Annotated in this window: 12 protein-coding genes and 1 pseudogene; 6 read left to right on the top strand and 7 right to left on the bottom strand. The window is 64.1% G+C overall.

The features are described 5' to 3' along the window. Positions 1-31 precede the first annotated feature (31 nt). Complete coding sequence (locus tag OKW39_RS11230; protein WP_429335599.1) at positions 32-1,588, bottom strand: amidase; 1,557 nt, start codon at positions 1,586-1,588, stop codon at positions 32-34. 242 nt (positions 1,589-1,830) lie between these two features. After that, on the bottom strand, positions 1,831-2,529 hold the full coding sequence (locus tag OKW39_RS11225; RefSeq protein WP_090805544.1) for a dienelactone hydrolase family protein: 699 nt from the start codon (positions 2,527-2,529) through the stop codon (positions 1,831-1,833). Positions 2,530-2,849: 320 nt separating this feature from the next. On the opposite strand from OKW39_RS11225, the gene OKW39_RS11220 reads away from it, so the two are divergent. Then, the gene (locus tag OKW39_RS11220; protein WP_429562687.1) at positions 2,850-3,953 is read left to right on the top strand and encodes an NAD(P)H-dependent flavin oxidoreductase; all 1,104 of its coding nucleotides are present in this window, start codon (positions 2,850-2,852) and stop codon (positions 3,951-3,953) included. A gap of 451 nt (positions 3,954-4,404) precedes the next feature. Beyond that, positions 4,405-5,550: a branched-chain amino acid ABC transporter substrate-binding protein gene (locus OKW39_RS11215; RefSeq protein WP_090802659.1), complete on the top strand. Its 1,146-nt coding sequence runs from the start codon at positions 4,405-4,407 to the stop codon at positions 5,548-5,550. A 106-nt stretch (positions 5,551-5,656) separates the two neighbouring features. Here the strand turns inward: OKW39_RS11215 and OKW39_RS11210 are convergent, their stop codons facing one another. Next, the gene (locus tag OKW39_RS11210; RefSeq protein ID WP_429407744.1) at positions 5,657-6,871 is read right to left on the bottom strand and encodes an MFS transporter; all 1,215 of its coding nucleotides are present in this window, start codon (positions 6,869-6,871) and stop codon (positions 5,657-5,659) included. A gap of 250 nt (positions 6,872-7,121) precedes the next feature. Here OKW39_RS11210 and OKW39_RS11205 point away from each other — a divergent pair, with 250 nt between their 5' ends. Both OKW39_RS11205 and OKW39_RS11200 read left to right on the top strand, forming a co-directional pair. Beyond that, positions 7,122-7,784 (top strand): HugZ family protein, encoded by a 663-nt coding sequence (locus OKW39_RS11205; RefSeq protein ID WP_429562686.1) that lies wholly within the window; start codon positions 7,122-7,124, stop codon positions 7,782-7,784. 400 nt (positions 7,785-8,184) lie between these two features. After that, positions 8,185-8,487, top strand: coding sequence for an H-NS family nucleoid-associated regulatory protein (locus OKW39_RS11200; RefSeq protein WP_008921239.1), 303 nt, complete (start codon positions 8,185-8,187; stop codon positions 8,485-8,487). A 202-nt stretch (positions 8,488-8,689) separates the two neighbouring features. Here OKW39_RS11200 and OKW39_RS11195 read toward each other — a convergent pair whose 3' ends face one another. Beyond that, positions 8,690-8,875 carry a hypothetical protein gene (locus tag OKW39_RS11195; RefSeq protein ID WP_429563515.1) on the bottom strand — a complete coding sequence of 62 codons (186 nt, stop codon included), beginning with the start codon at positions 8,873-8,875 and terminating at the stop codon, positions 8,690-8,692. On the opposite strand from OKW39_RS11195, the pseudogene OKW39_RS11190 reads away from it, so the two are divergent. Next, a pseudogene (locus tag OKW39_RS11190) lies at positions 8,789-10,059 on the top strand (cation diffusion facilitator family transporter). The gene OKW39_RS11195 and the pseudogene OKW39_RS11190 overlap by 87 nt on opposite strands. Before the next feature lie 63 nt (positions 10,060-10,122). Here the strand turns inward: OKW39_RS11190 and OKW39_RS11185 are convergent. From OKW39_RS11185 to OKW39_RS11175, 3 genes are all read right to left on the bottom strand, one after another. Next, complete coding sequence (locus OKW39_RS11185; protein WP_012431468.1) at positions 10,123-10,581, bottom strand: Lrp/AsnC family transcriptional regulator; 459 nt, start codon at positions 10,579-10,581, stop codon at positions 10,123-10,125. 90 nt (positions 10,582-10,671) lie between these two features. After that, a complete protein-coding gene (locus OKW39_RS11180; protein ID WP_090802665.1) occupies positions 10,672-11,304 on the bottom strand; it encodes an exonuclease in 633 nt (210 codons plus the stop codon). Further along, entirely contained in the window at positions 11,301-11,945 is a 645-nt protein-coding gene (locus tag OKW39_RS11175) for an MBL fold metallo-hydrolase (protein ID WP_429335604.1), read from the bottom strand. The genes OKW39_RS11180 and OKW39_RS11175 overlap by 4 nt, the downstream gene beginning before the upstream one ends. Before the next feature lie 648 nt (positions 11,946-12,593). On the opposite strand from OKW39_RS11175, the gene OKW39_RS11170 reads away from it, so the two are divergent. Continuing rightward, positions 12,594-13,199 (top strand): septal ring lytic transglycosylase RlpA family protein, encoded by a 606-nt coding sequence (locus OKW39_RS11170; RefSeq protein WP_429562685.1) that lies wholly within the window; start codon positions 12,594-12,596, stop codon positions 13,197-13,199. The last annotated feature ends 66 nt before the right edge of the window (positions 13,200-13,265 follow it).

The following is a 13,265-nucleotide window of genomic DNA, read 5'->3' as shown; positions in this document are numbered from 1 at the left end:
CAAAGCTTCATTGCAGCGGGCCGCTGGACTATTAGCGGCGCGCATTCATCAATGGCGGCCGCCTGTCGAACCACGGCCGTGCCGCCTCGAGTTGCGCGGCGAGTCTGAACAGAGTCGCCTCGCCGCCGGTACGCGCCGCGAACTGCACGCCGATCGGCAGCCCGCGCGCATTCCAGTACAAAGGCACCGACATCGCCGGCTGGCCGCTCAGGTTGAACAACTCCGTGCATCCGGCCCACGCGAACGCCTTGTTCGACGCTTCGAACAGCAGTTTCTTCATCAATCGTTCTAGCGGTATCGTGGTGACCGCGCGCATCTGCATGCGCTCGACCGAGCTTGGTCGCATCTCGCCGATCTTGATCGGCGCGGACGCGAGCGTCGCGCACAACAGCACGTCGTAGCGGTTCAGCAGGTCGGTCAGACGCGCAGTGATGCGGCGCTGTTCGTCGAGCGCGGCCGGCAAGCCCTGCTCGCCGAGCTTGCGGCCGACGTGCGCCATCGCCCATGTCGAAATTTCGAACTCGCCGCGCGTTGGCTTGTGGCCGGTGATGCGCTCTGCGTTCAGCACGAGGTCCTCGGCGGTCACCGACCACAGCGTGAGGAACGCATGACGGACCGCCGCGAAATCGACGCCGAGCGACACCGGCTCCAGACGATGGCCGAGTGAGCTCGCGAGTTGCGCGGCGTCGTCGAGCGCGGCGCGCGCATCGGCCGATAACGACGGCGCGAGCATCGGCTCGGTCACGTAGGCGATCGTCAGCGGTTTGCACGGCTCGCGCGTCGCGCCGAGAAAGGTGCCGGGCGCGCCGCTCGGCCGCTCGGCGTTGCCGGCCAGCAGATCGAGCAGCAACGCGCTGTCGCGCACGCTGCGCGACACGGCGTGATCGATGCCGAGTTCGCCGGCGCTGGCCTGCGCCGCGCGCGGCACGCGACCGCGCGAGGGTTTCAGGCCGAACAGTCCGCAGCACGACGCCGGAATCCGGATCGAGCCGCCGCCGTCCGACGCATGCGCGAGCGGTACGATGCCGGCAGCGACCGCTGCCGCCGCGCCGCCGCTCGAACCGCCCGGCGTGTGATCGATATTCCACGGATTACGGCACGCGCCAAATAGTTCGGGCTCCGTATAAGGCATCTGGCCCAGCTCGGACGTGCTGGTCTTCGCGAAGATATTCAAACCCGCCGCTTTCGCGAGCGCGACGACCGGCGCATCCTGCGTCGGAATGAAGTGGCGGTAGTGTCGGCTGCCCATTGCCATGGGCAGTCCCGCAACGGGCGCGCCGAGATCCTTGATCAGGAACGGCACGCCGGCGAGCGCGGCGTGGGCGGCGCAGTTGTCCGTTCCGTTCGCGCCGTCGACGGTATTCGCGCGATTCTCGTCTTCGCGCGACGCACGTTGGCGGGCCGCATCGTAGTCCTTCAGAACGACCGCGTTGATCGCGGGATTGACGGCCTCGGTGCGCGAGATCGCGACGTCGATCAATTCGCGCGCGCTGACCTGGCGCGTGCGCACGAGTTCGGCGAGGCCGATGGCGTCATGAGCGAGATAGTCTGATTGCACGTCGGTTGAGCCCTCGCGGTCGGTTGGCATGCTGCGTCGAATTCGTGGCCGGCCATGCACGCGCGACTGAGGCGTTTCGCTCGGCATCGCGTTGCCCCGCCCGGGCGTCGCACATGTGAAAAGACGGCGTGTCGGCCGACACGCCGTCTTGCACAGAGTACCCGAGTTGAGCGCCGACGTGACTCGTGTGAATCCGAATGCGCACTTCAAATGCGCGAGCGTGCGATCACATGCGCAACGCGGCGGGGCCGGCTGAATACCGGAACCGCGGATTACATCCGCTCGCCGAGGAACGTCAGCGTGCGGCCATGCGCCAATGCCGACGCGTGCTGGTTGTACGATGCACGCTCCGAGCAGTTGAAACCGTGGTCGGCGTTCGGGTAGATGTTGAATTGCACGTCGCCGCGACCCGCGAAGCGCTCCTGAATCTGGCCGATGTCCGACGGCAGAATATGCGCGTCGAGCTCGCCGTAGTGGAACTGCATCGGCACCTTGATGTTCGCGGCCTTGTCGAGATGGTTATGGATGCCGCCGCCGTAGTAGGCGACAGCGGCGTCGACCGAACCGGCCGCCGCGGCCAGATAGGCGAGACGGCCGCCGAAGCAGTAGCCGATCGCCGCGATCTTGCCGGTCACTTCCGGCAGCGCGCGCAAGGCGGCCGCAGCGGCGCCGAGATCGGCGACCGCGTCGTCGACCTTGGTTTTCTGCATCAGCTCGATGCCCTTTTCGCGATCCTTGCCGTCGTACGTCAATTCGACGCGCGGCTGCACGCGCCAGAACACGTCCGGGGCGAGCGCGACATAGCCGTCCTGCGCGTACTGATCCGCGACCGAGCGGATATGGCCGTTCACGCCGAAGATTTCCTGAATGATGATGACGGCCGGTCCCTTGCCGCCCTTCGGCAGCGCGAGGTAGCCGCCGAAACTGTCGTTGCCGGCGGGGATGTCGATCCATCGGGAAGTCGTGCTCATGCTGTTCTCCATTGACTCGCGCGACCGCCGCGCGAGGTCGGTGTGTACGAAACGCTCAAGGCCATGAGGCCCTGCAACGGGCGGTTAGTTTGCCATCAAAAGAATCGCCTTGCAGGGGGCGGGACGGGGCCTCGCGGGTGATGCGAAGTGCTTCGATTCTCGTCAGGCGATTGAAACGATCTCGATAATTCATTTCTCCGCGATGGCGCGTGTCGGTAAAGTCAGCGCGTGATGGCTCGCGCGTGTCAGCGCGTCTCGCGAACATGTTGGCGAGCGCATGAATCAGCACATCGACGGCTTTGCGCCGCAAGGAAACGAACATGAATGAAGGCAGTTTCGTGACGCCGTTCGCCGAGCACTTCCAGATGCGGGTACCCGTCGTGCAGGCGCCGATGGCCGGCGGCGCGACGACGCCGGCGCTCGTCGCGGCGGTATCCAATGCGGGCGGACTTGGTTTTCTAGCGGGGGCGGCGCTCGCGCCCGAGAAGATCGCGAGCGAGGTCGCGGCGATTCGCGCGCTGACCGATCGCCCGTTCGGCGTGAATCTGTTCGTGCTCGATCCGGTCTCGCCCGATGAAGCCACCGTGCGCCGCGCGCTCGACGCAATCGATCCGCTGCCCGCCGATCTCGGCTTGCCGCCGGGACAGCCGCTCGCACGCTATGCGCCTGACTTTCGCGCGCAACTGGAAACGCTGATCGAATTGCGGGTGCCGGTCGCCGGCTTTACGTTCGGACTGCTAGCAGCGGACGACGTCGAGCGTTTGCACGCGAGCGGCAGCTATGTAGTTGGGACTGCGACGCATGTTGCCGAAGGCATCGCGTGGCGCGATGCGGGCGCCGATGCCGTCGCCGCGCAAGGCGCGGAGGCGGGCGCGCATCGCGGCACGTTCATCGGCGCATTCGAAGATGCGCTGGTCGGCACGATGGCGCTCGTGCCGCAACTGGTCGACGCGACCGGGCTGCCGGTGCTCGCGGCCGGCGGCATCATGGACGGTCGCGGCATCGTCGCGGCACTCGCGCTCGGTGCGCAAGCCGCGGTGATGGACACCGCGTTTCTGACCACCCGCGAGAGCGCGATCCCCGAGGCATGGAAAACCCGCGTGCGCGGCATGTCAGATACCTCGACCACGGTGACGCGCGCGATCACGGGCCGCCACGCGCGCGGCATCCGCAATCCGTTGATACAACGTTTGCGCGAATCGGCGGACAGCATCGCGCCGTATCCGGTGCAAAACGCGTTGACGCAGGAGCTGCGGCAAAACGCGGCGCGTGCGCAGAACGGCGATAACCTGTCGTTGTGGGCGGGGCAGGGTGCGCCGCTTGGCCACACGCGCGCCGAAGCAATTGGCGCGATCGAACTGATGGCGCAGCTCGAGCAGGAATGGCAGGCGGCCTCCGTGCGAATCGCCGCGTTCTTGCGTTGATTGCATGGCCGATTTAAGGCTGATTTAAGTTTTTTACCGCACTCACAATCCTGTGCGGCACGCCACATTTTTGAGTTGAAAAACCCTTCGAATCATATGTGACAGAAGCCGGAAAATGGCTAAATCCGCGCCCGCGGAGAAACTTCCTAATTAGCGGAAACCCGCATGGGCTGGGGCTTTCCGGTTTGCTCGCCCAAGCCACGAGCGGTTCGCCCGGGAACTGCGCTATTAGTGTAGTTCCCACTTTCTCAAAAAATTCCCGCAAATTAATTTGATGGCCTACACTTGCGCGCAAGTACGGTTTGCCAACTGTCACAAACAGTCCGGTAAACGTACTGGCCAAGTGCATGAACGATGCAACCGGCGTGGTCGTCCACGGGACTGAGCGACACGTGTAGGGGAAGCGGGGCACAGGGCGATTACGTTGTTTTGACCGAAACTGGAGACTTACATGAACATCAAGATTCAAAAGCTGTTGCCGATCAGCGCTGCGGCGGTGCTGTTCGCGACGTTGGCAACATCGGCCGCGGCCGACACGGTCGTGAAGATCGGTCACGTCGCGCCGTTGACTGGCGGTATCGCTCACCTGGGTAAAGACAACGAAAACGGCGCGCGCCTCGCCATTGAGGAAATCAACGCGAAGGGTCTGACGATCGGTGGCCAGAAGATCACGCTGCAACTCGACGCGCAGGACGACGCGGCCGACCCCCGCACGGCCACGCAGGTTGCGCAGAAGCTCGTCGACGACAAGGTCGTCGCCGTGGTCGGCCACCTGAACTCGGGCACCTCGATCCCGGCATCGAAGATCTATAGCGATGCGGGCATCGTGCAGATCTCGCCGTCGGCAACGAACCCGGCCTACACGCAGCAAGGCTTCAAGACGACCTACCGCGTCGTCGCGACCGATGCTCAGCAAGGCCCGGCTCTCGCGAACTACGCGGCGAAGGGCATGAAGGTGAAGAGCGTCGCGATCGTCGACGACTCGACCGCTTACGGCCAGGGTCTCGCGAACGAATTCGAGAAGACGGCGAAATCGCTCGGTATGAAGGTCGTGTCGCACGACGCGACGAACGACAAGGCCGTCGACTTCCGCGCGATTCTGACGAAGATCAAGGGTGAAAATCCCGACGCGATCATGTACGGCGGCATGGACGCGACCGGCGGCCCGTTCGCCAAGCAGGCGAAGCAGCTCGGCCTGCGCGCGAAGGTGCTGGCAGGTGACGGCGTGTGTACCGACAAGCTGTCGGACCTGGCCGGCGACGCAACCGACAACATCGTCTGCTCGGAAGCCGGCATGGCGCTCGAAAAGATGGCGGGCGGCAAGGCGTTCGAAACGAAGTACGAGAAGCGCTTCGGCCAGCCGATCCAGATTTACGCGCCGTTCACGTATGACGCGGTGTACATCATCGTCGACGCGATGAAGCGCGCTAACTCGACCGATCCGGCGAAGATCCTGGCAGCGATGCCGACGACCGACTACAAGGGCGTGATCGGCGAAACGACGTTCGACTCGAAGGGCGACCTGCAGCACGGCGTGATCTCGCTGTACGACTACAAGCAAGGCAAGAAGACGTTGCTCGACGTCGTGAAGATGTAAATTCGGTGTGGTCGAAGGCGGCGTCGGGCCGCACTTCGATTTGCCGCCAAAGAGGCACGTGGGCCGTCAGGCTTGCGTGCCTCTTCTTTTTGGCGTTGCGTTTGCGTCAGATCTTCAAACGCCGCAGCACCTTCGGCCCGACGAGCGCGATCATCGCGGCGCACACGGCGACGACCGACAGCCCGATCGTCAGATTGGTCACCTGCGCGACCGCACCGATGATCACCGGTCCGAGCAGCAACCCGAAATAGGCCAGCCCCGCGACGTGCGCGAGCCCCTCGGCCGCGTGGATGCCCTTCACGCTCGCGGCCGCCGCGAAAAGCACCGGCATCATGTTCGCGAGGCCGAGGCCGATCAGCGCAAAGCCGGCGAGCGCGGCCACCGGATTCGGCAGCAGCAGCGCGTCGACCATCCCGGCGCAGGCGAGCGCCGCACTGATCATCACGAGTTGCGGCGCGCCGAAGCGGGCGCGCACCGCGTCGCCGGCAAAACGCGCTGCCGCCATGCCGCCGGAAAACGCCGCGTAGGCGGCGCTGGCGAGCGCGGGCGTCGAGAGCACGACATCGCGCATATAGACCGTGGCCCAGTCGTACATCGCGCCTTCGGCGATCAGCGCGACCAGCGCCATCGTGCCGAGCGCCCACAACGCCGGCGAGCGCCAGCGGCTCGCGCGCGGCGTCGCGGCATCGGGATGCTCGGCGTGTGGCACGTGCGGCAGCACCGACGGGCACGCGAGCACCAGCACGAGCGCGCTGGCCGCCGCGGCGAGCGCGAGATGCACAGCCGGCGCCATGCCGCGCGACAGCAGCGCCCCGCCCACCGCCGCGCCGAACATGCCGCCAAGGCTGAACATCCCATGCAGCGACGACATGATCGGCTTGCCGAGCGCCTTTTCGACGGCGCTCGCTTCGGCGTTCATCGCGACGTCGAGCGTGGCCATGCCCGCGCCGAAGACGGCCAGCACGATCAGCACGATCCAGTACGCCGGCACGACGAGGATCAGCGCGGCGCAGGCGGCCATCGCGAGGCCGCCGGTCAGGCAGGCGCGGCGCGTGCCGACCCGCGCGATCCACGACGCATTGGTCACCATCGCGCCAATCGATCCGCCCGCCACCGCGAACAACGCGAACGACAGCATCGCCGGATTCAGATGGAAGCGGTCGCGCACCGTCGGCACGTGCACGCCCCACGAGGCGTACATCATGCCGGCGATGAAAAATACCGCCATCGTGGCAACGCGTGCGCGTTGCCGTGCGGTGACGGACAGATTGCGATGCGCGGCGGGCAGGACGGCGAATTCGGAGGCTTGGTGATCGGGCACGGAGGTCTCGAGGCGATGTGCGCGAGAAAGCGCATTGAAAGCGGATCTTCGATTCTATCGAAGCGTGGTGGCGAATGCTTGGAGCCGTGGGATCGGGCGCATACGATTGATAGGCTGGGGATGCAACCTGGCGGTATTGCCGGCTGTCATGCCATGGCACGCCGCAGTTGGTTTTTGCATTGCCGTGCGCGGCGGCTTTTCTGCCGCTCACCGCTTCCCGTTCATTCCTGGTTCACCGAGGAACGCTCAGTTGAACATTCCGGCTCACGCTCCGCTGCATCTGCTGCACACGGCCACGGTCGGCACGCTCGCCACCCATGCTCGCCAGCCCGAGGGCTTTCCGTATCCGTCGGTGCTGCCGTTCGCGCCGGACGCGCGGCATCGTCCGACGATCCTCGTGAGCCGGCTCGCGGAGCACACGCACAACCTGCACGCCGATCCGCGCGCCGGTTTTCTGGCCGTCGACGCACCCGACGGCGACGTGCTGGGCGGCCAGCGCGTCACGCTGCTTGGCCGCTTCGAGCCGGTCGGCTCGAGCCCGGAACTGGCGCGGCGCTACCTGCACTATCACCCGGACGCGGAGCGCTACCTGATGCTGGGCGATTTCACGTTCTGGATCATGGAGGTCCAGCGGCTGCGCTACATCGGCGGCTTTGGCGCGATGGGCTGGCTCGATGGCGCCGAACTCGATCCGCTGCCGCCGCTTGCAGTCAGCGAGGAGGACGCGCTGATCGCGGAATTCGGTCACCGGCTGAGTGGCGCGGGCGGCGTCGAATTGCTGGGTGTCGACCGTTATGGCGCCGATCTGAAACGCAACGGCGTGCGCCACCGTTTCGCATTCGATGGCGCCCGGTCCGATACCGGGACATTGCACGCCGCGCTCGAAGTCTGCATCGAGCGGCATGCGGATTAAGTATTTATCGTTTATCGAGAAAACGCGCATGCGCCAGTCGCGACGAACGGGGTCCTTGTCTCAATAGTGCGCGGCTTATCCAAGCCAAAGCTTTCATGCCGTGAAATGTTCGATGTGCAATGGACCGCTCAAGTCTCATTTCTTGATAGTTAAATCGTGTAAATATGCAGATGAGTGGACTTTTTTAGCGACATGCGAAATCAGCGATTAGAAAGGCCGTAGTCCGACCCAAAAGCAGCGCAGGAAACTTTTTGAAACGAATTTAAATTAATTTTTTCCGGTTGCTTATCCAGCCTTTCTATTTTGTGTTAATCTCGCCGTCAAATTCCGAGGCATGAAACCTTCAAAGGCGAGTCGGCAAAAGACCGGCGGTCATTTATCCATACCACAAGGGAAACCTATGTCTTCTTACAAGGAACTGCTCGCACAGCGCGAGAAGCTCGAAAAGCAGATTGAAGAAGCGAAGTCGCGCGAATACGCGGAAGTCTTGAATGAAATCAAGCAGAAGATGGCGGATTACGGCATTTCGCTGAGCGAACTCGGCGGCGGCCGCGCACCGAAAGGCGCTAAAGCGAGCCGGCCGCGCGCAGGCGTCGCGCCTAAATATCGCGATCCGGAAAGCGGCAGCACGTGGTCCGGTCGCGGCAAGCCGCCGCGCTGGATTGCGGGTCTTGATCGCGAAAAGTTTCTGATCCAGAAGTAATCACGATCAGGCGGGCAGTGAGGGTTGGCCGCACGTAGTACGAATAGCGGCGATCCACCGCGTTTTATAGCCTGCTGCAGAATCTGAAAAAGCCGCGCACCGTTCAGGGCGCGGTTTTCGTCATTTGCGGCGCCGAGTTTTTTGTCGCATGCGCTTCAGGCAACTGGAACGCGAATGCTTTTCGTTTAGATAAGCGATTGATTTAAAAAGGTTTTTTCCGCTTTTCCCTGCGCGCGCGATTCGCGGCGGCTACAATAACGATAATTGACATTTCCGCCACTTCAGCATGCAGTCCGCCGCGATCGCCCAATCCACCGAGAAACAACGCGTTGCGCGCAAAAATACTTTTGCGAGTATTGCGCTCAATAGCGTGTTGATGACGCTGCAAATCGCCATCGGCACGATCGCGCACTCGCAGGCGCTAGTTGCCGACGGTGTCCATTCCCTTGCCGATCTTATTTCCGATTTTGTCGTGCTGATTGCCAATCGGCACAGCGGGGCCAAGCCCGACGCGGATCACAATTACGGGCATAGCCGTTATGAGACGGTGGCGTCGTTATTTCTCGGCGCGCTGCTGATCTCGGTCGGCGTCGGCATGTTGTGGCGCGCCGGTACGCGGCTCGCCGACCTGCAAAATATTCCCGCCGTGCACATGAGCGCGCTCGCGGTCGCGGCGCTCGTGCTGGTCTGCAAGGAAGCGCTGTTTCGCTACATGCTGCGCGAGGCGAAGCGCGTGCGTTCCGCGATGCTGATCGCGAACGCATGGCACGCGCGCTCGGACGCGGCGTCGTCGCTGGTGGTGGGGATCGGCGTGATCGGCAGCCTCGCCGGCTTGCGGTTGCTCGACCCGATCGCAGCGGCCATCGTCGGTTTCATGGTCGCGCGCATGGGCTCTGGACCTTCGGTTGGGACGCGCTGCAGGATCTGTCGGACCGCGCGCTCGACGAAACCGCCGCGGCCGACATGCGCGCATTGCTGATGTCCACCCCCGGCGTGCGTGACGTGCACGAAATGCGTACGCGCAAGATGGGCGATTTCGCGCTCGTCGACGCGCACATTCTGGTCGATCCGATGATTTCGGTATCGGAAGGGCATTACATCGCGGAGTCGGCGCGGCTGCGTGTGCTGACCGACAAGCGCGTGCTCGACGCGCTGATCCACGTCGATCCGGAAAACGATGCGCTCGCGCATCCACCGGTCGATCTGCCGCCGCGGGAGCGCGTGACCGCCGAGGTCGACGCGGCGCTGGCGGCCTGGGGCTTGCAGGCCGCTGGGATAAATCTGCACTACCTGAGCACCGGGCTCGACGTGGAGGTGGTGTTACCGGCGGCGGCGTCCGTTGAAGGGCGCGCTGCGGACGGCCCAGAGGCCGCGTGTCTGCTGGAAAGCGAGGCGCAGTCGCTTGGGCGCATCGATCTGGAGGCGCTCAAGCGTCGTCTCGGCGCGCGCAAGCTAGACGTGCTGCTGCAACGGGATATCTCGGCCGCGCAAGGCGGTCCGGCGGCGGAACTCCAGACCGGCGTCGCCCCCGGCGCTCGGTCAACTGCCACGGAGCCTCACAACGCCGCCTGAGTCCGACGAGTTTCGGACACCCGATGCCGCGAACCTTCATGCCGCCCGCGGCGGCGGCATGCGTCACAACGGCAACTGCGTATCGAACTTGATTTCGCGCAGCACGACGCTCGTGCGCACCTGCGCGACGGCTGGAATCTTGAAAATGCGTTCGTGCAGGAAGCTGTCGTACGCCTTGATGTCCGGCGCGACGATCTTCAGGATGTAATCGGATTCACCGGTCGTGCTGTAGCACTCGGTCACTTCGGGGCAGGTGGCGATTTCCCGCTCGAACTGCTCGACGCCGCCTTCGGTGTGGCGCGTCAGATGGATGTGCGCGAGCGCGCACACATGCAAGCCGAGTTTTTCGCGATCGAGCAGCGCCGTGTAGCGCTGGATCACGCCCGACTGTTCCATGTCCTTGATGCGCCGCCAGCACGGCGTGCTCGACAGCCCGACCTGGTCGGAGATTTCCTGCACGGAACGACGTGCGTCGAGCTGCAGTAGGCGCAGGATCTTCTGTGAGAACGTATCGAGTGTCAACTGCGCCTCCGTTAGCGTCGCCGTATCAACGCATGGTAGAGGGCGCGAAAACGAAACGCAATGTAAAACGGCTCTCGCGAGCGAGATTGCCTAATTTACCGGGTCGGGAGCGGCGTTTTGCCCTGAGCCGTCCCCATCATCCTTGCCGTCCCCCGGCAGCTCGGGCTGACGCGCGCGCAAGTCCTTCAGCATGTTGCAAAAGAGGGCACCCTGCTCGATCGCGTCGTCGAGCGCGACGTGCGTGTGCGGATGCTCGTCGAACCAGTGCTTCGGAAAGCGCGGCTTGATGTTCTTGCGGTACGGCAGGCCGGTCATCGCGAACGCGAGCGTCTTGATGTCGAGCGCCGACCACGAAAACGGGCAGCGGCCGACGAAGCGCATCATGTACCAGAACATATAGGTGAAGTCGAAGCCGGCGGGCATCGCGACGAACACCGGCTTGCCCGGCAGCGCCTCGACCCATTCGACGTAGGCGGTCAGGGCGGCCTCGGGTTTCTGCAAGTCCTGGCGGCAGGCCGCCCATGCTTCCGGCTGGGTCTTCCACCACGCTTCCTGAACCGGATGCGGCGCTGCGCCTTCGAGCAGTTCGAGATTCGCCGAGAACGTCGCGATCAGCTGCTTGTCTTCGGTGTATGCGGCGGATGCGAAGCTCAGCATCGAGTGCGGGCCGGGGATCGGGCCGTCCGCTTCGACGTCGGTACTCACATAGATTTCGCTGCTCATGCGCCCACTCCGTCGGCGACGTAGGGATTCGTGCGGCGCTCGGCGCCGAACGTCGAGGTCGGGCCGTGGCCGGGCACGAACGTGACGTCGTCGCCGAGCGGCCAGAGTTTGTCGCGGATCGAGCGGATCAGGTCCGCATGATTGCCACGCGGGAAATCCGTGCGGCCGATCGAGCCGGCGAACAGCACGTCGCCAACTAGTGCAAGCCGGTGCGCGCGGCTGAAGAAGACCACATGGCCCGGCGTGTGGCCGGGGCAGTGGTAGACCTCGAGGGTTTCGTCGCCGAATTGCACGGTGTCGCCGTCTTGTAGCCAGCGGTCCGGCTCGAAGGCGTCGGCGGCCGGGAAGCCGAAGCGCGTGCTCTGGTCCGGCAGCATGTCGAGCCAGAAACGTTCGTCGGGATGCGGACCTTCAATCGGCACGCCGTAGTGGCTGGCGAGTGTCTTCGCGCCGGCGCAATGATCGATGTGGCCGTGGGTCAGCAAGACTTTCTCGACGGTCACGTTCTGCCGCGCGATCTCGCGCTGGATCATGTCGAGGTCGCCGCCCGGATCGACGACGGCAGCGCGCCCGGTGGCCTCGCAAACGAGCAGCGAGCAGTTCTGCTGGAACGGCGTGACGGGGATCAGGGTGACTTTCATGGGTGGACGACGCGCTGGAAAAACGTTGATTGTACCGGGCCTCGCGACAGCCTCCACCGCCCATGCGACGGGGCCGGCTCACGGCCCGTCTCGGTCTTTCGTATGTCCATTTTTGCGATAAATGTGAAGATTGATCAAGTTTTTGAGCAGCTCACCATCCCAAAAAAAAGTTTTGGGTATAATGGACTCCATGCACTAGGAATTGTGCTGCCACAAGGCGATGCGTTCCCACCAAAAGGGAATGCCGCTCGCCGTTCAAGTAAAGGCTGTCGGAATGCCGACGGCCATCAGTATCGATGCGTTCGATGCACACGTCTTGTCCAGCCAGGCGCCGCGCGCCTGCTACGGAATTAATCTCCGTGACGCTGGGTGGGGCCTACGCCGCCGTTCCTGCGCGCTGAGTTGCGCGCGCAAGAACGTGTCATTGCCACGTTCAGTTGGCGGCATGTGGGGTCTGGTCAGGCTGCCGGGGACAGGTTGCGCCAGACGTGAAAATTAACCGTGCGGTAGCGGCTGAGTGAGCCGTATCCGGGCTTTGACGTACTGCGCATTTTCGCGCGGCGCGTTGTCGTCCCTACCGCCGGAGCCGCAAGCAACATACCCAGCAGTTTGCGGGTGACGCGGCTCGACAATGTGATTGCACGTCTTATGAAAACTCGGCTAACCCGTGGTGTAGGGACTCTTTTTGCCTTTTTTGTACTGGCCGGCTGTGCCACGCCTCCGGGCGCGCCCGATACGTCCGCGAACGACACGCCGCAAAGTACAAGGAACACGCACCTGAGCTCTTTCGGACCACAATCGTTCGGTAGCGCGCCGGCCTCGAGCCCGAGCGCGTCGAACGCGCCCGCGTCGCCGCTGGCTGACGCGCAGCCGCTCACCGACGACGGCGTCGACGTCGCGGACTTCCATCAGATCGGACGCGCGTCATGGTACGGACGCTTCTTCCACGGCCGCCGCACCGCCAATGGCGAGCGTTACGACATGCATGCCATGACGGCCGCGCATCGCACGCTGCCGCTCGGCTCGTACGTGCGCGTGACCAATCCGGCCAATTCGCGCTCGGTGATCGTACGGATCAACGACCGCGGCCCGTACGCCCGCGGCCGCGTGATCGACCTGTCGATGGCGGCCGCCGCCATGCTCGACATGCGCCACACCGGCACCGCGCGGGTCAAGATCGAAGGGCTCACGCAGCAGGAAGCGCGCGCCGAGCTGAACGAGACGCTCGCGTCGAACTCGGACCCGAACAAGTGATGTGACGTTACGTGGCGATGATGCCGCGTCGGCTGAACCAACCGTCTGTAGAAAATCGAAGGGCCG

This window comes from Paraburkholderia sp. MM6662-R1 (assembly GCF_050436245.1).
Classification (GTDB): domain Bacteria; phylum Pseudomonadota; class Gammaproteobacteria; order Burkholderiales; family Burkholderiaceae; genus Paraburkholderia; species Paraburkholderia tuberum.
Note: the sequence above shows the minus strand (reverse complement) of the source record. Positions and strands in the feature narration are given on the sequence as shown.